This window comes from Chryseobacterium taklimakanense, from assembly GCF_900187185.1.
GTDB lineage: Bacteria > Bacteroidota > Bacteroidia > Flavobacteriales > Weeksellaceae > Planobacterium > Planobacterium taklimakanense.
On record NZ_LT906465.1, the window covers coordinates 778,186 to 799,902 of the forward strand.

21 protein-coding genes are annotated in these 21,717 nt (G+C 41.4%); 7 read left to right on the forward strand and 14 right to left on the reverse strand.

Annotation, left to right across the window (positions count from 1 at the left end; translation table 11 throughout):
* Position 1: 1 nt before the first annotated feature.
* The 6 genes from CKV81_RS03780 to CKV81_RS03805 form a co-directional block, all read right to left on the reverse strand.
* Positions 2-724: a carboxylesterase family protein gene (locus tag CKV81_RS03780; RefSeq protein WP_095070538.1), complete on the reverse strand. Its 723-nt coding sequence runs from the start codon at positions 722-724 to the stop codon at positions 2-4.
* A gap of 102 nt (positions 725-826) precedes the next feature.
* Entirely contained in the window at positions 827-2,203 is a 1,377-nt protein-coding gene (locus CKV81_RS03785; protein ID WP_095074212.1) for a glucoamylase family protein, read from the reverse strand.
* A gap of 10 nt (positions 2,204-2,213) precedes the next feature.
* On the reverse strand, positions 2,214-3,596 hold the full coding sequence (locus CKV81_RS03790) for a glucoamylase family protein (protein ID WP_095070540.1): 1,383 nt from the start codon (positions 3,594-3,596) through the stop codon (positions 2,214-2,216).
* Positions 3,597-3,646: 50 nt separating this feature from the next.
* Positions 3,647-4,477, reverse strand: a complete 831-nt coding sequence (locus CKV81_RS03795; RefSeq protein WP_095070542.1) for a LamG domain-containing protein — start codon at positions 4,475-4,477, stop codon at positions 3,647-3,649.
* A gap of 11 nt (positions 4,478-4,488) precedes the next feature.
* Entirely contained in the window at positions 4,489-5,982 is a 1,494-nt protein-coding gene (locus tag CKV81_RS03800) for a RagB/SusD family nutrient uptake outer membrane protein (RefSeq protein ID WP_095074215.1), read from the reverse strand.
* Positions 5,983-5,992: 10 nt separating this feature from the next.
* Positions 5,993-8,836 carry a SusC/RagA family TonB-linked outer membrane protein gene (locus tag CKV81_RS03805; protein WP_095070544.1) on the reverse strand — a complete coding sequence of 948 codons (2,844 nt, stop codon included), beginning with the start codon at positions 8,834-8,836 and terminating at the stop codon, positions 5,993-5,995.
* A gap of 205 nt (positions 8,837-9,041) precedes the next feature.
* Between CKV81_RS03805 and CKV81_RS03810 the strand changes: the two genes are divergently transcribed.
* Both CKV81_RS03810 and CKV81_RS03815 read left to right on the forward strand, forming a co-directional pair.
* Positions 9,042-9,734: a DUF4197 domain-containing protein gene (locus CKV81_RS03810; RefSeq protein ID WP_258454517.1), complete on the forward strand. Its 693-nt coding sequence runs from the start codon at positions 9,042-9,044 to the stop codon at positions 9,732-9,734.
* 51 nt (positions 9,735-9,785) lie between these two features.
* Positions 9,786-10,097: a DUF493 family protein gene (locus tag CKV81_RS03815; RefSeq protein WP_095070546.1), complete on the forward strand. Its 312-nt coding sequence runs from the start codon at positions 9,786-9,788 to the stop codon at positions 10,095-10,097.
* 34 nt (positions 10,098-10,131) lie between these two features.
* Here the strand turns inward: CKV81_RS03815 and CKV81_RS03820 are convergent, their stop codons facing one another.
* The 6 genes from CKV81_RS03820 to CKV81_RS03845 all read right to left on the reverse strand — a co-directional run bounded on the left by CKV81_RS03820 (position 10,132) and on the right by CKV81_RS03845 (position 13,938).
* The gene (locus tag CKV81_RS03820) at positions 10,132-10,479 is read right to left on the reverse strand and encodes an arsenate reductase family protein (RefSeq protein WP_095070548.1); all 348 of its coding nucleotides are present in this window, start codon (positions 10,477-10,479) and stop codon (positions 10,132-10,134) included.
* A 61-nt stretch (positions 10,480-10,540) separates the two neighbouring features.
* Positions 10,541-11,155 (reverse strand): deoxynucleoside kinase, encoded by a 615-nt coding sequence (locus tag CKV81_RS03825; protein WP_095070550.1) that lies wholly within the window; start codon positions 11,153-11,155, stop codon positions 10,541-10,543.
* Positions 11,156-11,182: 27 nt separating this feature from the next.
* Entirely contained in the window at positions 11,183-11,956 is a 774-nt protein-coding gene (locus CKV81_RS03830) for a hypothetical protein (protein ID WP_095070552.1), read from the reverse strand.
* Positions 11,957-11,978: 22 nt separating this feature from the next.
* The gene (locus CKV81_RS03835) at positions 11,979-13,001 is read right to left on the reverse strand and encodes a glutaminyl-peptide cyclotransferase (protein WP_095070554.1); all 1,023 of its coding nucleotides are present in this window, start codon (positions 12,999-13,001) and stop codon (positions 11,979-11,981) included.
* 61 nt (positions 13,002-13,062) lie between these two features.
* A complete protein-coding gene (locus CKV81_RS03840; protein ID WP_095070557.1) occupies positions 13,063-13,425 on the reverse strand; it encodes a VOC family protein in 363 nt (120 codons plus the stop codon).
* Positions 13,426-13,512: 87 nt separating this feature from the next.
* On the reverse strand, positions 13,513-13,938 hold the full coding sequence (locus CKV81_RS03845; RefSeq protein WP_095070559.1) for an SRPBCC family protein: 426 nt from the start codon (positions 13,936-13,938) through the stop codon (positions 13,513-13,515).
* A 117-nt stretch (positions 13,939-14,055) separates the two neighbouring features.
* Here CKV81_RS03845 and CKV81_RS03850 point away from each other — a divergent pair, with 117 nt between their 5' ends.
* From CKV81_RS03850 to CKV81_RS03860, 3 genes are all read left to right on the forward strand, one after another.
* Entirely contained in the window at positions 14,056-15,171 is a 1,116-nt protein-coding gene (locus CKV81_RS03850; protein WP_095070562.1) for an MBL fold metallo-hydrolase, read from the forward strand.
* A gap of 186 nt (positions 15,172-15,357) precedes the next feature.
* On the forward strand, positions 15,358-16,374 hold the full coding sequence (locus CKV81_RS03855) for an alpha/beta fold hydrolase (RefSeq protein ID WP_095070564.1): 1,017 nt from the start codon (positions 15,358-15,360) through the stop codon (positions 16,372-16,374).
* A 66-nt stretch (positions 16,375-16,440) separates the two neighbouring features.
* Complete coding sequence (locus tag CKV81_RS03860; RefSeq protein ID WP_095070566.1) at positions 16,441-17,649, forward strand: 3-oxoadipyl-CoA thiolase; 1,209 nt, start codon at positions 16,441-16,443, stop codon at positions 17,647-17,649.
* A gap of 38 nt (positions 17,650-17,687) precedes the next feature.
* On the opposite strand, the gene CKV81_RS03865 is transcribed toward CKV81_RS03860, so the two are convergent.
* On the reverse strand, positions 17,688-18,017 hold the full coding sequence (locus tag CKV81_RS03865) for a tRNA-binding protein (protein ID WP_095070568.1): 330 nt from the start codon (positions 18,015-18,017) through the stop codon (positions 17,688-17,690).
* 181 nt (positions 18,018-18,198) lie between these two features.
* Here CKV81_RS03865 and CKV81_RS03870 point away from each other — a divergent pair, with 181 nt between their 5' ends.
* The gene (locus CKV81_RS03870; RefSeq protein ID WP_095070570.1) at positions 18,199-18,585 is read left to right on the forward strand and encodes a winged helix-turn-helix transcriptional regulator; all 387 of its coding nucleotides are present in this window, start codon (positions 18,199-18,201) and stop codon (positions 18,583-18,585) included.
* On the opposite strand, the gene CKV81_RS03875 is transcribed toward CKV81_RS03870, so the two are convergent.
* The gene (locus CKV81_RS03875; RefSeq protein ID WP_095070572.1) at positions 18,582-21,008 is read right to left on the reverse strand and encodes a DUF5686 family protein; all 2,427 of its coding nucleotides are present in this window, start codon (positions 21,006-21,008) and stop codon (positions 18,582-18,584) included. The genes CKV81_RS03870 and CKV81_RS03875 overlap by 4 nt on opposite strands.
* 80 nt (positions 21,009-21,088) lie before the next feature.
* Here CKV81_RS03875 and CKV81_RS03880 point away from each other — a divergent pair, with 80 nt between their 5' ends.
* Positions 21,089-21,691, forward strand: coding sequence for a DUF5715 family protein (locus tag CKV81_RS03880; protein ID WP_095070574.1), 603 nt, complete (start codon positions 21,089-21,091; stop codon positions 21,689-21,691).
* Positions 21,692-21,717 lie beyond the last annotated feature (26 nt).

A 21,717-nucleotide genomic window follows, 5' to 3' on the forward strand; every position in this document is an offset into this window, starting at 1 on the left:
TCTATTTTGTTATGTTTTGATTGTTTTTTTTCTGTTTCAGCATCCATTCATAAAATAATGGATCTGAATAAGTGGAGTCCCAAGAGTTATGGTTATCATCTGGGAAAATGGTAAGCGAAACATCCGGATTTACTTTTTTTAATGCCTGATATATCTCGATGGAATTCAATGGATTTACAATATCATCATTTCCACCATGGAAAATCTTTATTGGAAGCCCTTTATAACGGTTAATGGTCGCTCGCATCCATCGGTCGGAAGGTGCGCAGATTGGAGCTACAGCTGCAAACATTTCGGGATGCTCGTTGGCGAGTTTCCACGTGCCCCAGCCGCCCATGGAAAGCCCGGTAAGATAAATTCTGGATGCATCAATTTTATATTTTGACTGAATTTCTTTGATCAAACTATAAACCGCTTCCGTGTCCCACCAAACGTTCTCAGGGCATTGAGGAGCCAGAATTGCTACCGGTTCTTTTATTAACTTCTTATAAGTGAAAGGGCTATGGGCTTTTACTTTTTCCAGATCATTTCCGCGCTCGCCGGAACCGTGGAGAAATACGATGAGCGGCACATTTCCTTTTGCACCTTGTGGAAAATCAAGGATATATGAAATCTGCTGAACTTCCTTAATCTCTTTTTTGAATTCAGCTTTGATTTCCTGAGCAAACACTACATGTCCAGCAGCAATTGTACAGGAAAGCAGCACCATTTTGAATATTTTCATTTATTTAAAGGGTTTAAACTTAGGATGTTCGTGATCATTAGCCCCCATTGCAGCAGCATCCTTTTGCGGAGCAGCAGATACAGCGGGAAGCAGCTCTAAAAATTATTTTAAATTATATTTTGTGGATTTAAAATCCAGTTTTTTTAAGCCGGCCTTTATCTCGGGGGCGTTCATGAAGAGCTTCCATAGCAGTCCGGTGCGGTAATTCTCGATCATCGGAGCAATTGTTCCCTGGTCAATGGCCAAATAGCGTGGCGTAAACCAATTGTCAAAATGCACGGAAGTCGCATCATAAGGCCCTGCGGAACCTATGAACTGGGGCTTTTGAGTGTATAAAAACCTCAGTACATTCAGAGATTCTTTCGGGGTATACGGCATAGAGCTGATCGCCGCGGTGGGGGCAATAACCCCGTTGTCCTCCTTCGGATTGTGGGCACGGTAACCTACACTTCCGTCAGGATTGCGGGTATAGCTCGCCGTAAGTCCCCAGTAATTTTCACCATAACCTTTGAATTTTTTAGGATTTTCAACACTGTACCTGTACTGAATGAGCGCATGATTGCGGGTGAGGTCAAAATAATTCTTGATGTACCGGTCGGAAAGTCCGTTGGGATCGAGCGCCAGGTAAGAATAATGCTCCCAAAACATCGGACCGCCATATTCCTCGGCGCCATTATGTTTTACAATCAGCGGAAGTCCATATTTGGTGTTGCTGGTGAGATATCCGCCGTTTCTGGTAAACCCCTGATAGTAAGTCTCCGCGTCGATGGGATAAGTTGGAGAAGATGCGGCCAAGATATATGTGATTAACGTCTCATCGTAACCCTGAATTTTGTGGTTCATAAGCCAGCCATCGATGGGCGACCAGTGCCAATATAGAACTTTTTCGCCGCCTTTTGTGTACCAGTTCCACTCCACGCCTTTCCAGAGCTTGTCCATTTTTTCGGCGAGAGCTTTTTCTTCTGCATTTCCGTTTTTAAAATATTCCCGGACCACCATCAGTCCCTGCGTGAGAAACGCGGTTTCCACAATATCGCCGCCGCTGTCTTTGTTTCCGAAGTTTACAGTTTTTCCCGTTTCACCATTAAGCCAATGCGGCCACGCACCGTGATGTCGATCGGCTTTTGCCAAGAAATCTGCGATGTGCGAGAGTCTTTTTACTGCTTCTTTTCTTGGGATAAATCCCCTTTCTATACCGACTAAAATAGTCATCAAGCCAAATCCTGAACCACCAGTGGTTACGACATTTGCATCATTTTTTGGATAAAAGTCTTCATGATACCGCTCACGCCCCATGAGTGAATTTGGTTCTGCAAAATCCCAGAAATATTTCAGTGCGTCTCGCTGAACACGGTCCATTAACTGAACATCTGTAATATTTTTTGAGACTGTAGATGCATTCTTCTGCGTGGAAGATGCGCTTTTACACGAAGTCAACAGTATTGCTGAAAGGAGAATTGCTGCTTTTATTTTTTTCATTCCGTAGATTTTAAAACCCATAACGCGAAGAATGGAAACCTAATTTCAAAAGTCCATCTTTCACATCGGGAGCGTTCATAAATAAATTCCAGAGAAATGCTGATTTATAGTTCTCAATCATTGGTGAAATAGTACCCTGATCTATGCCCAAATACCTAGGCGTAACCCAATTATAATGAATTGAGTAGGCATCATAAGGACCCGCAACTCCAATGTATCTGGAATAGTTTTCATTGTAAAGGAAGCGCAGGTAATTCATCGATTCTGCCGGCGTATAAGGCAAACTAGAAATCGCTGCAGTAGGTGAAATCACACCCAGGTCATTTAGAGGCTGATGCGCAGAATAACCTGTTGAACCATCAACGTTTCTGCTGTAACTCGCGGTTAAGCCCCAGTTTTTTGAATTGTAACCTAGCCAGTTTTTCGGATTTGCAACAGCATAGTGATATTGAATTTTAGTATGGTTAACGGTCACATCCCCATAATTAACATATTCATCTGAAAGCCCACGAGGATCCAAACCTAAAAATGAATAATGAGAAAAGAACAAAGGTCCCACCGTTCCGGAAGCTCCGTTATGATTAACCACTACCGGAATTCCATATTGTGATGAAAAGCTTTTTATCGTACCATTACGTAGCCAACCTTCAGTGTAAACGGATTTATTAATAGAATAATTTGGCGAAGCTGCCGCCAGAACATAAGTAATCAAAGTCTCATCGTAACCCTGAAGTTTATGATTCATTTGGAAGTTGTAATCCGGTGACCAGTGCCAATACAGAACATTTTGCCCTTGTGTGTACCAGCTCCATTCTATGTCTTTCCAGAGGTCGTCTGCTTTTTTGGAAAGAGTTTTTTCACCTGAATCCGTTGAATTTTTAAAATACTCCCTCACACAAATCAATCCCTGTGCTAGAAAAGCGGTTTCAACCAAATCGCCACCATTATCGAAAGTGCTGAATGGTTTCGCTTTTCCGGAATTGCCATCAATCCAATGCGGCCACGCTCCATGAAAACGTTCTGCTTTGTACAGGAAATTAAGGGCAGCTGTAAGCCTTGAGACAGCTTCTGCACGGGGGATGTAGCCATTCTTAATTCCGACAAGCAAAGTCATCATTCCAAAGCCTGAAGCACCGGTGCTAATGGTCGATGCATCAGCGCCTGGTTCATCGGTGTGATATCTTTCCCGAGCCAGTTTGGAGTTAGATTCTGCAAAATCCCAGAAATACTTCAGCGCATCTTTTTGCACCATTTCAAGAATTTCAGAATCAGTATACGTTTTAGGAGCGGTTGGCGGATTAGGTGTAGGTGGCGCAGGCACGGGAGTATCTGACCCCCCACACGAAAGGACAATGGCTAAAATCAAAACATAAAAAACTTTCTGTATTTTCATATTAAAAAGTATGGGAAGCCGGTTAAACTCCCCATAATAAAACTTAGCAATTATTTTTTACCATTGTATAAGTCCTGTATTTCAGCACTAGAGAGTGCAGAAGCGTACAGCCTAAACTGATCCAGACTTCCGTTCCAAGATTTCATCCATGAATCTGCACCCGAAGGACCACCCAATTTAAATCCGGTTACTTTGGTTGGATCCATATTCACTGCGCCATGTGTTCCCCATTTTTTCTCTGTTCCAACTTTCACCCCATCCTTATAAAAGGTTAGCGCCGAAGTTGCAGCGTCATAAACAAAAACACAGTGGTGCCACTGATTATCGAAAAAACCAACAGGAGCTACGGAATTAGCACCTTCCCACGTAAGCCACGTGTCTTTGTTATCTTTATCTACAATAATAAATTTCACAGCGATTCCGTTTGCAGTACTTTCCTTCATTAACATCAATGTTCCTTTAGTCCAGTGCCCGTTGTTCGACGGTATGCTGAAAATAAATTCCGCATTCGTAGTGGTCGGAGCATGTTTCATCCAGTAAGAAACGGAGAAACTCTGGGCTTTCTTCACAAAATCATTAGGATTAAGATAATTGAGATGTGCGGAAATGCTTCCTTTATAACCTTTACTGCTAATTCCTTCGGTTGAGCTTATCGTTTTGTCCGGCATATAAGAAGGATAACCTGAAAGCTCCTCAGCAAACTGAAAACGAAGTTGCTCATGCTGCTTGTCGAATGGAATGAAGAACCGGAGATTTCCTTCCGGCAGATTGGCATTATCTTTTGGGTAATCGCCCAATTCCGGCCTGTCGAGGTTTTGACAGTTTTGCAAAGAAAAAGCAATTGCCAATACCCCAATTATAGTTGAAAACTTCTTTATCATTTTTTTAAATTTTAATAGTCTGGATTCTGTTTTAATACACCTTGGGATTTATCAATCGCGCTCTGAGGAATAGGGAAATATTTGTTTCTGTCCTGATAACCTTTATTGGCAAGAACTGTAACTGCATCACCCCATCTGACCAAATCGTAAAATCTTTCAAACTCAAGCGCGAATTCGATACGGCGCTCATGTTTTATGGCATTCCTCATATCAATCTGATTAAGCGCTGTTGTATTTGGCAAACCAGCACGGTTTCTAATCATATTAACGTAAGTAGCTGCTGTCGCAGTGTTTCCTAATTCGTTTGCAGCTTCTGCAGCCATGAGAATTACATCAGCATAACGAATGAGTTTAATACTTTCCCACCAGTTTTTGGTCGTGTTATATTTAGCACGTTCTTCGGGTTTTGTGTAAGCCTTTCCGTTCCAATATTGCTGCGCGAGTACAGGTTTCGGATCGTTTGGCCCGTCGGGAAGTACCAAGTTTGGCGTATTATAAATATCGGGTTTTCCGGAAACTAAAATGGTTGTCTTTTTCCTTAAATCGTTAGGCTCATAAGCATTTACCAGTTCAACAGACGGAACGTTAAAACCCCAGCCTAAGTCCCAAATTCCGGAACCACGCACTCCCTGGCTTTCCCAGAAGTTGTTGTAATACTTGGTAGCATAATCATAAGTCACCTGTACCTCCAAAATAGATTCTTTGGAATTATTTCCTGCCTGAGTAAACTCAAAATCGTAAGAGGAGCTCAGCTGGTAGTTGCCTGAGGAAATCACTTCGGTCAGCTTAGTTTGTGCTTTTGCCCATTGTTTTTGATAAAGATATAATTTACCCAACAGCGTGTTTGCCAGACCTTTTGTAGCCCTTCCTAAATATACTGAAGGCCATTGATTTGGCAGCTGTGCCGCGGCATCAGTAAGGTCTTTCTCGATTTGAGCATCTACTTCGGCTACTGTATTTTTAGGCGCTATTTCATCTTTTGGATCATCAATTGACTTTAAAATAACCGGCACTTCACCAAAATCTCTTCTTAATTCAAAGTAGCAAAACGCACGGATCGCCTTGGCCTCAGCAATATTGGTTAAAGTTCCTGAAGTCTTATCGCCCGAAGCTTCCGCATCATTGATAAGCTCGTTGCAGTCGAAAATTATTTTATAATGAGAATTCCATGCTGAACCGATAGTTCCGTTGGTAGCGGAATACTGGAATTTATCAAAAACATTTCCGTTAGTAGCAGCATCGGTAGGCAAACTACCTTTCTCGCTATCATCAGCACGGATAATATGTGTCCAAACATAATCGAAATCACTCACACCGCCAGTAGATCGCAAACTGCTATAAAGTCCAAATGCCTGCGCTTCGAAGCCACCTATTGCAACTTCGCCGGTCGTAGGCCTTCCTTCCGGTTTCAAGTCGAGGTAATCTTCACTACAAGCGTGAAATGCCAGGACACCCGCTGAAATTAATCCTGTATATAAGATTTTTTTAAATATATTCTTTTTCATTTTGTTTAGTTTAGAAAGTTGCATTAATACCAAATGTTACGATTCTAGGGTTTGGATAACCGCTGCCGTTTACACCAAACTGTAATGCAGATCCACCGGCTTCCGGTGTAAAACCATTTACGTGGTCCCAGGTTTTAAGATTCTGCACATTAAGATATAGTTTTAAAGCTTGAAGACTGATATTTGAAATCAGATCTTTATCAAAATTATATCCTACCTGAACGTTTCTAACACGGAAGAAGCTGCCGTCTTCAATCATGTAGGTAGAAGGTTCGCGGTTATAGCCGGAAGCTGAATAACTTCGTGGTTCCCAATTGGAAGTTCCTTCACCAGTCCATCTGTCCATTCTTTCTACGCGGTAGTTATATGGTGCAAAGCCATTACCATTGCCCCAAGACCTGAAAACTTCATTACCGTAAACTCCGTAGAAATCTGCGGAAAAAGAAATCCTTTTATAATCAGCACCTAGTGTAAATCCATAAGTGAAATCCGGTGTTGGATTACCGATTACAGTACGGTCATCAGCGGTAATCTGTCCGTCTCCATTCATATCTCTATATTTAAAATCACCGGGCGCAACAGTTCCAATTCCAGATGAAGGCGACATTATAATATCAGCATTGGTTTGATAAATGCCATCAACAACATAACCGTAGAATGAACCTACAGGAAGCCCAGCCCTGAAAATTGCCGGCCCTGAATAAATGGTGTAACCATCTTCGTAAACAGAGAGAACTTTTGTTTTGGTAGTTGTAAGATTGGCATTAATGAAATAACCGAAATTATCCGAAATATTATCTTTCCAGCCTGCAGAAAACTCAAAACCGTTTGACTCGATAGATCCTGCATTTGTAAAGAAATTTGTGGTGCCCTGGACATAAGTAAGTAGATCGCTCGTCTGCTTGTCGTAATACGCTGCATCAAAAGATAACCTGCGGTTGAACCACATGGATTCCAATGCGATTTCGTAGGATTTTATTTCTTCCCATTTCAGGTTTTCGTTTTCTTCAAATGCTTTTACGAATGCCGGGTAGAGGTTGTTGTTGAAAACTCCTGTGCCACCTTCCTGATATGTAGGGTAAAATAAGTAGTTCCCCGGAACAAACTGATTTCCGAGTGTACCGATTGAAGCCTTAAGTTTAAATAAATCTAAATTTTTAACATCCTGCATAAATGCTTCACGGGTAATATCCCAAGCAGCACCAAGTGACCAGAACATCTGGCTCCGGTTATTAGGCGCTAAACGTGATGAAGAATCCTCACGAATTGAAGCATTCAAGATGTATTTGTTCGCAAAGTTATATAATACTCTACCCAGATAGGCTGTTTGTGTTGCTTTAGTCTGGCCACTGGAAACCGTCGTGGATGCTTTGTCAACAAAATCTGAACTTATATACCAGAACCTCGGATTGTTAGGAATCTGCCCTAGTGGATTGGACAAACTTGATCTTCCGTAGGCACTCAAACCATAATAATCATCATATATACTGGTGAAACCAGCCATTGCAGTTAAGTCATGTTGTCCAAACTTTTTCCTGTAGGTCAGCAAATGATCCTGCTGGAAAGATTGCGTGCGGTTTTCCCACTGGCTTATATCTGAAAGCGTTCTGTTTCTGAATGGCGTTACAGTCTGCGTTTCAGGCACAAACATTAAACCTATTGGTGAATAGCTTCTTCCGTTTGACTGCCTAAACTGTCCGTAGAAGCTAGATTTAAAGGTAAAATCTTTTAGAAAATCAAACTCAAAATAAACATTCGGGTTAAACTGGAATTCCTTAGACTTTAAAGTATTTTTCTCCATCTCCAGCAGCGCCAATGGATTTGAAATTTGAGCAGCACCCAATTCCTGCGGAAGAAGGTTATAAAGCCCATAATAATCCATTTTTCCATCCGGACTCATCACATGAGTTAGATTCACTGGATCCACTACCGGAGTTGCATTTAATGCATTTCCAAAACCATGCAATTGCGGAAGCTTGGAGAATGACCCAGTGAAGCCAACACCAGCCCTTATTTTGTCCGTAATTTTTAGGTCATCATTAAATTTAAGCGTCATCCTTGAATAATCTTCATACTTAATCGATCCCTGCTCTTGCTGATAACCAAAGGAAAAACTTACCCTGTTTTTATCGTTTCCGTTTGATACAGCGATACCATGATTTGTAACGATTGCATTTTTTTTCTCAATCAAATCCATCCAGTTGGTATTCGCATTGAAAAGGTCAAAGCGATTATAAGCAGGGAAGCCGCGGTTGGCCAGATCCTCATTGTAAAGAATTCGGAACTGGTCACCGTTCGTGATCTCCGGTTTGTTATCCAAAGATTTTACACCGATAGATGAATAGAAATTAACATTTGTTCTACCTGCTTTTCCTCTTTTAGTAGTGATGATAATAGCTCCGTTAGCTCCCCTGCTACCAAAAATTGCCAACGAAGAAGGATCCTTAAGGATTTCCATCGACTCAATATCATTTGGATTCACGAAATCGATATTATTTACAAAAACACCGTCGACAACATATTGCGGTTGAGTCTGATTAATGGTTACGGTGCCTCTGATCCTCACGTCAGCCTGAGAACCCGGCTGTCCGGAGTTTACAACAGAAACACCCGCAACCTTACCCTGAAGGGAGTTTACCGGGTTCGAAGCTGGCTTATCCGCCACAACACTACCGTCAACCTTTACAATGGACCCTGCAAGGTCGCGCTTTTTGGCAGTACCGTAACCGATTACTACCACCTCCTCTATTTTTTTCTCGCGCACACTGTCGGAAACAGTTTGCTGAGCCTGCGCACTGCCGCCAAAGTAAAATGCGGCAATCATACAGGAAAATCTTAAAGTACTATTTTTCATATAGTTAATTTTTGAATTTTCAGATATCAAATGTAAATTGAACTGTTGTATATTATCTCAAAATTAGAAATTAAATTTAACATATTTTGATATTTTTTAAACTTTTTTATGATTTTTGCACTTCTATACTGTATTTAAACCCTAAACCTAAACTTGGCTTAATATTTGAAAACCCATCATTAATTTCAATTTACAATCAGTAAAAATGAAAATAAAAACAGTCTTGGTTTCAACATTGGCAGTAGCTGCTTTAGGAACAACAACACAGTCTTGTTTGGCACTGGCTACATCAAGCATTGGTCTTTCGATTCTAAAACAGATTTTATTGGGCGGTATTTCCAAAGGACTTGGAATTTTCGGAAATAAAAATGCTTTTTTACAGAACGACCTTGTGCTGAAAGCATTGCCAGAGAATTTGAGAGGCGTGTACAACGTACTGGATAAAATCGCTCCCAGTCTTACTACAAAAGGAAAAGACTATATCGCACAAGCTGCGGCCTATACTGTGAATATTTCGGAACCCATCCTTAAAAATGCCGTTAACAGCCTGACTGCTGAAGACGTCAACCGCGTTGCGAACGGCGGCTCCGGTGCGGCGACTCAATTACTCAAAGAAAAAACGGCGCACCAGATCATGCTCGCGATCCAGCCGAAAGTTGATGAAAAACTGAACGAATTCGGAATCGTGAGAAGCATTAATATGGCGCTGGACGGCAACAGTATTCTCGGTGGAATTTTTGGCAACCAAACCAATACCGGAAGTACAAACCTCAGTAAACTCGCCTCCGAACAGATGGTGAACGGTCTTTTCACTTCATTGAAGATTACGAAAAACAAAACCAAATGCAGCTGTTGGACGCGCTGCAAAAGAAATAAATCAGAAAAGCGTTATCTTTGAAGAGTTTCCGCAAATGCCGGAAACTTTTTTCAATTTTAAAAAATACATATTATGAACGAGCACCTGCTAGAAGACGCCGACAACAGTAATCCTGAAGAATTTTACATTTCACTGAAAGCCAAACTTGAGGAAAACCACAACTTTCCGGAAGATTATCTCTATAAATTTATTTTCCCGAATGATAATCTGAAGCTTACAGAACTTTACCAGATTTTTGACAAGATCAAATACACAATTTCAACCCGGGAAAGCAAGAACGGCAATTATATTTCGGCGAGTATTTTGGCCTTTGTGATGGATGCCGACCAGGTTATAGACCTTTATAAGAAAGTTGCGGAAATCGAAGGCGTTATCATGCTTTAAGAATAAAAAAATCAGGATTTTGTCCTGATTTTTTTTATATTTCTACAAATTCTTTCACTTTTTCAAGTGGCCTGCCAATAACGGCCTTCGAACCTTTTACCACTATCGGGCGCTGGATTAATTCAGGGTGTTTTTCCAGAAGATGCAATAATTCATCATCCGACAAATCCTTGCCTTCATAGTTTTCAACAAAAACTTTTTCATTGGTGCGTACCAGGTCCCGAATACCAATTCCGAGTTTATGTAAAACAGTCTTGATTTCAACAGCAGAAAGCGGCTCATTGACCATATCAATCAACTCATATTCGATATTATTTTCATTTAAATAATTGAATACATCTCTTGATTTTGAGCAGGTATTATTGTGTAAAAGTTTTATCATTTTAAAGTTTATTTCGAAACGGGTGCCCCAACCGGGTTTTAAACCATGTGAATTTTTTAAATTAGAATAAACCGTGCAGTTCCGCCTCGATTCTTTCTAAAATATACCCAAAATCCTCTGGCCTTTCCACAAAATCCAGGTCGTCAACCTCGATTACTAAAAGTTTTCCTTCCCTGTAACCCTCTATCCATTTTTCATATTTCTGATTAAGTTTCGAGAGGTATTCAATGGAAATTGAGGCCTCATATTCCCTGCCGCGCTTGTAAATTTTCTTCACAAGATTCGGAACGTCAGATTTCAGGTAAATTAAAAGATCCGGCGCAGACACGAAAGATTTCATCAGATTAAATAACGATGAATAATTGTTGAAATCGCGCTCCGTCAGAAGGTTCATATCATACAAATTCTCAGCAAAAATATGGGCATCCTCGTAGATTGTGCGGTCCTGAACGATATTTTTTCCACTTTCGCGAATCTCTTTCACCTGGCGGAAACGGCTTCCCAAAAAGTAAATCTGCAGCGCAAAACTCCATTTGCTCATGTCCGCATAAAAATCTTCGAGGTAAGGGTTGTGGTCTACATCCTCAAACTGGGCTTCCCAGCCGTAGTGTTTGGCCAGCATCGTGGTTAAAGTGGTTTTTCCGGCGCCTATATTTCCGGTAATCGCAATGTGCATTTAATAAATTTGTTTCAGGTTCAAGGTTTAAAGTTTCAAGTCTTCTTGAAGCCGGTAAAGATAAAGTTTCCCTGCAGTGAGTTCAAAATATGCGTCGGAGTTTTTATCCACAATTTCTGCAGAAGGCGCCAGGAAAAGCGCCGTGAGGGAAGTTTCGGTCAAAAGGGAAATTTTATTTTTTGATATGATGACGATGCGGTCATTTTCCCGGCGAAGTTTCAGCGGGTTTTCTATCGGCAGTGAAAGTTTTTTTTCGGAATTAAAGTTATAGACCTGAATTTCATTTTTAAAAATCAGATACACTTTATCTTCATAAACCAGCATATCCCGCACTTCATCAAAACTGAAATTCATTGAAAGAGATTTAATGATTTTATCCTCGCGAAAGTTGTACTGCACCAAGCGTTTCGCGCTTTCATCCAAAACCCAGATCTGCTGCAGATCTTCCGCAAATGCCATCTTGATGAAACCGAATTTCCGCAAATCAATTTTCTGGACTTCATTGAGGTTTTGGTCGATGAATTTCATTTCCTGAGTATTCTCGGAAAAGAGGACGATGTTCAGCGGATTCTGCACATTCTGTATTTTAAAAGGCACTGCGAGCATCATCTGGCCGTGCTGTCGGCCAAGTGAATCGTATTTGGTAAAGCTGAAATCCCTGTTTTTGTAGAGGTAAAAATTTCCGTAATCGTCGGCAAAAAAATCTTTAACTTCTCTAAGATTCAAGGAGTCAAAAGGAAGTTTTTTCTGCGCGGAAAGCGTGCAGAGCAGAAAGAGACCTATTAATCTGAAAACTTTCAATACCAATCTGAAGATTTTCAAATTACTTCACTGCCACCTCATATATCACAGGCCAGTTCTTGCCCGTAACCAGCATATTCTCCCCTTTAAAAGCAATTCCGTTCAAAACATCATCGTTGTTCGTGGTGTGTTTTTTGGCAATTTCCGTAAAATCAAACGTTCCCACCACTTCGCCGTTTGCCGGATTTATTTTTAGTATAACAGGTTTCTGCCACACGTTGGCGTAAACAAATCCGTTGTGAAATTCCAGCTCGTTAAGCTGATCGTAAGCCTGGGTATTTCCCGCTACAGAAATATATTTCACCATTTTTGACGGATCATTCAGATCCAGGAAGTACAGATTCTTTGTACCGTCGGAAGCGATAAGATGTTTACCGTCGTAAGTAAGTCCCCAACCCTCGCCCATCACGTTTGGATAAGGATATTCCCTGATCAGCTTCAGATCCGATTTATTGTACACGAACATCGTCTTTTCTTTCCAGGTCAGCTGATAGATTTTGTCGCCGGCAATCGTCATCCCTTCCGCAAAATATTTTTCAGGCTGCGGCGTAGAGGCTATTGGCGCAGTTCCGCCCAGCGTATATTTCCAAAGTTTAGAAGCACCATACTGGCCTTCGCTTTCATAGACCGTATTTCCGTCAAGCTGAAATCCCTGAACAAAATTCGGCGTGGCGTGTGGATATTCCTTTACCACGGTATAATTCAGTTTTGCTTCAGGATTTTTTGCAAAAACATTGATGGTTGCGTCCTGCTGCAGTACCTCTCCGCCCTTCTTTTTTATATTGAAGGTAACCGCATTATCACCCAAAGTAAAAAATTTCGGGTCAACAACAAGGTTATTGGTTTCTTTTTCGCCAAAACTGATGGTGATGCTTTCCGCATTTTCTGTAACTTCTTTTGGGAGCGCGATCGCATCGCCAAAATGGTAGCCTTTGCTTTCCATTTCCAGGTTGTAGTCGTTCAGCGTGTTAAGGATTTCCTTGTCCTTGTTACAAGCCACAAAAAGTGAAAGCGCAAATATTCCTATGATGAAATTTCTTTTCATTTAATTTTAAATTTTTCCAAATTTAAGGTTTTTTCGGATTTTAAAGTCTAGCAGCTGTTTATCATAAATTTTCTCCGAACTGCAGGATGTAGCCGTTGTTGTCATAAACTGCAAATTCCCGCATCTCCCACTCAAAATTTTCGGGCTCGTAGCAAATTTTGGCCTGCTCTTTTACTTTTTCCCAAAGTTCATCTACATTATCGACATTAAAATAAAATGAGCCTGAAAAGAATATTTTTGAGTGCAGAGCGTGCCCGTCCGGCTTTGCGGCCATAATTGCGACGTCGTCTTTAGAAAGTGAAACCCAGCCGTAGTCGGCAGATTTTTCATCAAGATTAAAGCCTAAAACTTCAGTATAGAATTTTATGGTTTCCTCCAAATCCTGTGTCCACAATATTGGACGGAGGTGATTAAACTTTGTCATGTTATATTACTTAGAGTTTGTTTAAAATTAATTAAAAAAAGAACGCGCCGCAAAGCACGTTCTCTCAATTAAAATATTCCGTAAAAATTACTTCTCCACGTACTCTTTCAGAGATCTGCCAACAATGTCCTTCCAGCCTTCCTCGAAACTGCTGTGCTGAAAGTCCTGACCCAGATGGTTGAAATTTTCGATGCCTTTATGGGTTAAGGTAACCACTGTACCGTCGCCATCAGATTCGAGCTCCCACCTTACCAAAGTTTTTTCTTTTGAAATCTCCGGATACGTCCAGGTATGTTTCAGTTTTTGGTGTGGGATTACCTCCAGAACTTCGCCGTGGTGGTGGTACTGCTGATCTTCGGAGCCGCCCCAAAAGGCAAATTCGGTGTGAGGTTCCGCCTTAAAATCTGGAATGTCAAAATACCACTCTTTCATTTGCGCTGTGTCCGTAATCGCGCTCCAAACCTTCTCTACAGGTGCGTTAACTCTCTGTTTAACGACTACATTATCGTGCATAACTTTATAGTTTTAGTTAGACATTTATCCTACTTTAAAATTAAGCAAAATTTAGTTTAAAAAGCAAATAACCTGACAAATATTTGGTTTAAATTTGCAACCTGCTTTCAAAAAACTATGAAAATCCTTAAGAAAACAATGATTTACCTGCTTATAACAATCGCGGCTTTGGCAGCTGCAACTTATTTCATTCTTAACCAGAAAAAATTCGGAAAAGCTCCCTCCGGTGCACGGCTGGAACGCATCCTGAAATCCCCGCATTATAAAAACGGACGCTTCGACAACCTGAATCCCACGCCGCAACTGGCGGAAGACACGTCGATGCCGGAAGTGATGTTCCGTTTTCTGTTTGGGAAAGCCGATCGTAAGACCCCAAAAAAGGCTTTTCATTTTGAGAAAACCGACCTGAAAAATCTGTTACCAAACCAGAATGTCTTTGTGTGGATGGGGCATTCGTCTTATTTTATGCAGATTGACGGTAAAAAATTGCTGGTTGACCCGGTTTTAAGCGGTTATGCTTCACCTTTTTCCTTTACGACAAACGCGTTCCCAGGAAGCGATCTTTATAAACCGGAAGATATTCCCGAACTCGATTACCTCATCATCACCCACGACCATTGGGACCATCTGGATTATGAAACCGTTCTGAAATTATTTCCGAAAACCAAGAAAATTATTACCGGACTCGGTACCGGCGAACATCTTGAATATTGGGGCTGCAATCCGGAAAACCTGATTGAACTCGACTGGTCCGAAAGTTCTGACCTGGGCAACGGTTTTAAAGTAACTGCCGAACCGGCGCGGCATTTTTCGGGACGTGGGTTTAAGCGTGACCAGGCCATTTGGGCAAGTTTTGTGTTTGAAACGCCCAACCAAAGAATCTATATCGGAGGCGACAGTGGCTACGATACGCATTTCAAAAAAACAGGTGAAAAATACGGTAGTTTTGATCTGGCCATTCTCGAAAACGGGCAGTACAACAAAGACTGGCGCTACATCCATTTCCTTCCGGGCGAAAATATCAAGGCGATGAAGGAACTGAATGCCAAAAGAATGATTCCCGTGCACAGCAGCAAATTTTCTCTCGCCGTTCATCCTTGGGACGAACCTTTAAGAAAAATCACCGAGATGAACACCGAAAACCTAAGAATCATCACCCCAAAAATTGGTGAAAATCTGGATTGGATGGATGATGTGAGGATTTATGAGAAATGGTGGGAGAAGTATGATTGATAAAGTGGTTTAGTGGTTTGGTGGTTTAGTGGGTTAGTGGTTTAGTGGGTTAGTGGTTTGGTGGTTAAGTGGTTTGGTTATTTAGATTTTTTAAAATCATGCGCATCCGCTGAAGCAGTGCAGCCTTTTGCAATGGCTGCAGCTTTTGTACCTTTTTTATTTTCGTATTTTTGAGAAAAGCAAAAAATGCAATTCCAGAAACCACTTTCCCTTCTCTTCGCTCTAATGCTGATTTTTTCATGTTCGGCGCAAAGTTCAGCCGATTTATCCAAACTCCAGCCTTTGGATGCCGAGCTTTCCACCGTAAAATATCCTTTTCCCGTGACCATTAAAAAACTGAAAAACCAGGGACAGGATTTGAAAATGGCATATATGGATGCAAAGCCAACGCACTGGAACGGTAAAACCATTCTTTTGCTTCACGGCAAAAATTTCAACGGCTATTATTTTGAATCGACGGCTAAAGCCCTTAATAAGGAAGGTTTCCGTGTGGTGATGCCCGATCAGATTGGTTTCGGAAAATCTTCAAAACCGAAACAGTACCAGTTCAGTTTTCATCAGTTGGCGGAAAATACCAAAGCCATTATGGATGATCTGGGAATTGAAAAATTTATGGTTCTCGGTCATTCCATGGGGGGAATGCTCGCATCCCGAATGGCGGTGATGTATCCCGAAAATGTAGAGAAACTGATTCTTGAAAACCCCATCGGGCTTGAAGATTACAAACGTTTTTCACCCTATCAAAATATTGAAAAACTTTACGCGTCGGAACTCAAAAACACCTACGGATCCTATAAAGACTATCAGTTAAAATTTTACTATGACGGAAAATGGAAACCGGAATACGATAAATGGCTGAACCTTCTTGCCGGCTGGACCGTTCACAAAGATTTTCCAATCACCGCCTGGAATGCGGCGCTCACCACCGATATGGTGTACACGCAACCCGTCGTTTATGATTTAGAAAAAATAACTACTCCCACACTTCTCATCATCGGCACCCGCGACAGAACTGCGATTGGGAAAGCCTTTGCACCGAAGGAACTGCAGCCGCTGATGGGACTTTACCAAAATCTGGGAAAAGAAACCCAAAAGAAAATTAAAAACTCCAAACTCGTGGAACTGGATCATGTAGGGCACACCCCGCACATCGAAGTTTTTGACCGTTTCATCAAACCCCTAACTGATTTTGTGAAGGAATAACAGCAAAGAGTTTCAGTTTCGAAACTCTTTTTTAATTTGTATTTTTGAAAAATTCTAAAAAATAAAATGAAAAACGCCTATATCACCGACGGAACACGCTCTGCCATCGGAAATTTTAAAGGAAGTTTAGCCGCCGTAAGAACCGATGATTTAATGGCTTCGGTGATAAAAAGTTTAGTGGCGAAAAATCCGGACTTGCCTCTGGATCAAATTGAAGACGTAATTATTGGTTGCGCCAACCAGGCCGGAGAAGACAACCGCAACGTGGCAAGAATGGCGCTCCTTTTGGCAGGACTTCCCGTTACCGTTCCCGGAGAAACCGTAAACAGGCTTTGTGCTTCGGGAATGAGCGCAATTGTACAGGCTTCGAGAGCCATAAAATCCGGCGAAGGCGATTTGTTTATTGCCGGCGGCGTGGAAGGAATGTCGCGCGGACCGTACGTGATTTCAAAAGCGGAAAACGGTTTTGATACGGCGCAAAAAATGTACGATTCCTCTTTCGGGTGGCGTTTCATCAATCCGGAAATGGAGAAAATGTACGGCACTGAAGCGATGGGAAAAACCGCTGAAAACTTGGCCGAAATGTATCAGATTTCCCGCGAAGAACAGGACGAATTTGCCCTGAGTTCTCAACTGAAAGCCAAAAAAGCGCAGGAAAGCGGACGTTTGGCTGAGGAAATTTCAGACATCATGATTCCGCAAAGAAAGGGTGAACCCATCGTCGTTAGCCAAGATGAATTCATCAAACCGAATTCTTCAATGGAAATTCTGGGAAAACTGAAACCGGCTTTCGTAAAAGAAAACGGAACAGTAACCGCCGGAAATGCATCCGGACTGAACGACGGTGCCGCTGCGGTAATTATCGCCTCCGGCGAAGCCGTTGAAAAATACGGATTGAAGCCGCTAGCCAAAATCGTAACTTCTGCCGTTACCGGAACGGAGCCAAGAATTATGGGAATAGGCCCTGTTGAAGCAACAAAACTTGCTTTGAAAAGGGCGAACCTCACTTTAGACCAAATTGACATCATTGAACTGAATGAAGCTTTCGCCGCTCAAAGTATTGCAGTTTTAAAAGAACTCGGATTGGCAAACGACGATCCCCGGGTGAATGTGAACGGCGGCGCGATTGCGCTTGGGCATCCGCTGGGGATGAGCGGGACGAGAATTACCTATTCCGCGGCTTTGGAACTGCAGAAAAGCGGTAAAAAATATGCGCTCTGCACCATGTGTGTTGGCGTTGGACAGGGTTATGCGGTGATTTTGGAAAAAGCTTGATGAAGTTGGAAGTAAATACAAAATCAAATAAAACAACACTAACCTATTTTTGCCCCATTTTCAACGGGTTTATCGACTGACAAAAGGGTTACCGCACCATCTTCACCGTAAACGCCCAAGACAAGGCATTCGCTGAAGAAATTTTTGATCTGTTTCGGCGGAAAATTAACGACAGCTGCGATCTGCTTCCCCACCAAATCTGCAGGTTGATAAAGTTTTGTAAGTTGTGCTGAAGATTTCAGGATCCCGAGAACCCCAAAGTCGATTTCCAGTTTTATAGCAGGATTTTTTAAGCCTGCAAACTCTTCTGCAGCAATCACTGTACCTGTGCGGATATCAATTTTTGTGAAGTCATCCCAGCTGATCATTTTTTAGAAAATTAAATACTGTCAAAAGTAAAAAATTTAAACGTCTTATTTCCGATAAGAATTACATGTTACAATGAACAGCCGATTAAAAGTGAATTTTTGATATTTTAAAACAATACTTTGGCAGTTCATAAATAATTTTAAATTTGTTAACATCAAATACACACAACGACAAATAACCATGAAAAACTACCGATCAATCTGTCCGCTCTCCCGAAGTCTTGATACTTTTGGAGACAAGTGGACGCTGCTCATCCTGCGTGATGTAGGCCTCTACGGAAAAACCACCTTCAAGGAACTGACACAAATGCAGGAAGGCATCGCAACCAACACCCTTGCAGACCGCCTTGAGAAGCTTACTGCAGAAGGCTTGCTTACGAAAACCAGAAGTAAAAGAAACAAACTGGTTTTTCATTATAACATCACGGAGAAAGGCATGGACCTGATCCCAATTATAAAGGCAGCCATCGACTGGTCTGAAAAATACCTTTATAAAGATGAGGAAAAAAGCACTGCAGCAGAGCTTTTCACGTTTGTAAGGTCCACACCTGCGTTCTCGGAAAACTAAAAGCCAAGGATATTTAACTTTAACTGTACCGCAAAATTCTCTTTGAAGTTTGCGGTTCTATAGTGCCCAACTCTATAAAAGAATCCAAGATTGAAGCCTGTACTGAGGAAATTATTCCATTCCAAGCCTGTCTCCTGATACAGATGATTTAATTTTTGAAAATCAAAATTATGCAGTTCAGGCTTTTTCATATCGCCAATGATCCCGCGGTACACCCAATCGAAGCTGGAAGTGCTCTGTCCGAAACCTTTAAAATACCATGGAATCCGGTGGGTAAAATAAAAGCCCGCAAATTTATCCCCGTAGTATTTTCCGGCTTCCATGGTAGCAAAACCCAGATATGAAGTCAGATTAAGTTTTACCTCAGGTTTACCATTGCCCAGGCCGTTCATCTGGAAATTTCGCCAGATTGGTGCATCGCCAAATAAAATTCCTGAGTAGGCGCGGATCCCGGTACTGCCGAGCTTGGTTTTGAACGTGTGCGCAGCAAGAAAATCAAATTTATCGAAACTAAAATTGCCGCCTAAAGCCTTAAAACCTTTTTCATAATTGAAGAAAAATTCAGGAAAATGGTGTTCGTAAGTGTATTTCCCGGCAGGCGTCATGATATTTTTCGACCGTGGTGCATATTTTAGAGTGATGAAGGTACTGAAATTTTTAAACGCGTTGCCAAGATTATTAAAATCATAATTGAATTTAGCTTCTTCATGGTCTCTTGCAGCGGAAACCCTTAATGTCAGGGTATTGAGCAAATCATTTTCAAAGGATAATTTAAAACCTTCAAAGGCGTAGAAGTTTTCATTATGAAGGTCAATACCGGAGTTCATAAACTTCATACGGAAGTTCCATAAGTTTTCATTGAAACGCCCGCCTGCCATCACATCATTATAATATTCAGCACGGAAAAAAGAATGTTTTTTGAGCGTCATTTTTACGTCAATGCCCAAACCGTATTTAACTGCTTTATCGCGAAAACCATATGCAAAATATGCATCGGGAGAAATATATCTGTTGAATTTCTCATTCATTTTAACGGTGAGTTGCGGCCGGAAACCTTCGTATTTATTATACTGAATCAAATCTGCGGCAGCAATATTTACATTTCCGACCCGAAGATAACCCTTTGTCATCCCAGAAAAGAGTTTTGCTTTCTGGTCCAGTTTATACTTTGCGCCCACGCTGTCAATCTTGGTATAAGTCAGTTTTTCCCGTGCACTTAGCGAGTCGGTGCGGTACTTGTCTAAAAGGCTTCCGTCCGCACTTTGCACATCCATTGTATAGCCTTTGAAGTCTTTTGCTTTTTCCTCAAAATTGGTTTTATACTCAAAATAATCAGCGGTACGGTAAACGTAAAAACCGAATTTTTTCTTTTTCGTCTTCTCCCCGCCTTGATTTTTTTCTTCAGTAAAAGCTGTACTGCCGGCCCGCAGTTTCATATTTTCTTTCTGCAGAAACCACTTGTTTTCAATTGGGATCCAGATGCTGGTAATGCTGCCTTCTTCCTTTTTGCGGCTGTTACTTTCAATCTTTTTTATGCCATACGTTTCCTGATCGATGTACAGATACCCGTTGAATTTGCGCCTGTTGACCGGCTTTTTATACGAAACTTCACGAAACCGGATAACAAAGTTTTTACGCCCGTCGATCTCGATCGTGTCTGAAAGAAAGTAGCGGTAGAGTTTCCGGTTTTCCTCCTGCACTTCCCTGGGCATTTTTGTTCTGTTGGAGCGCAGCGTAATCAGTTCATAAACCGGTTCGTTCAGCCCGGCCATTCTGTTATCCAACACGGTCACTTTTTCTCCATATTTTTTAGAGAACATAAACTGCTGCGCCCTTTCCCAAAGAAACATTTTGCTCTGAGTCATCATTTTCATTACGTTCAGCTCCTCCAGGGAATCTTTTTTCTTTTTTTCAGTTTGCTGTTTAATTGGCAGGGCTTTTAGGGAATCCAACCGTTTCTCGAGGTAATCTGAGTACTGGGAAACCGTGTCGCTGTCAAAATCAAAAGAAATTTTTTCATAAGATTTAAATGCATAGGAATCCAGTGAATTTGGCGAATTGTGTTTGTAATTTTCAGTCACTTTTTGCAGAATCGCCAGCGCCCGCGGATCACTTTTGTCGCTCAGAACTATTTTTTCAATACTTGCCGTTTTGGGATCTGCTTTCTCCAGCGTTATTTCCATTACTTTATCTACCACCACGTCGTCTTCGTAGTAGCCTCTGGCCTGCACATCGACCTTTTTACACTTACTTTTAAATTTTAAAATACCGGAGCTATTGGTTGTGCCCAGCAATTTGCCGTTGCAATACACTTCTGCATTAGATATAGGGTTAAGATCGCCTGCACTCTGCACTTTCAGTTCAGACTGTGAATACAATGAAGTGGCAAAAAAGGCAAAAAGCAGCAGTAAAAGTTTATTCATTTCTCTTTTGAAAAGTTTAAAAAAATCAGTTTTTGAACAAGAAAACGCCCTAGCTCACGTTAAAAGCGTAAATTAAAAGTATGAAAAAATATTTTGCGGTTACAATATTTTTTACAAGTCTGTTATTTAATGCACAAAAGGGTCACTGCTACGACCTGGACAAGGTACTGAAAGTTGAGCCTACACCTTTGTATGAGAAACACCTGAACGCCTCCAAGAAATTCAATATCAAAATTTTAAAAGACGCTAAAACCGTAAAAAAATACCGTGAAGCCGGCAAGTTAAACGCCGTGAACGAACTCGGAAAAGGCTATCGGATTCAAAAACTAGAATACAGCAAAGCCGTACTCACTCCAAAGGCCAAGACCGCGCTCCGAGAAATTGCCAAAACTTTCAGCAGCAAAACGAAAGGCAGTACGCTCACCTACACTTCGCTCACGAGAACGCTGGAAGACCAGTGCAGACTGCGTAAAGTGAACCGCAATGCCTCATCCGGACTGAGTTCGCACAACTATGGAAATGCTTTCGATGTGTCTTATGTCCGGTTTAATGACCGGCTGGAACGCAATGAACGGCTGGAAAAAATCCTGGAAAAAGTATTAAAGGAATTTGAAAATGCCGGGAAAATTTATTTCATCAAAGAAAAAATCCAAAGCTGCTATCATGTAACGGTGCGGACATAAAATGCGTTTAAACAGCAAAAAAAATT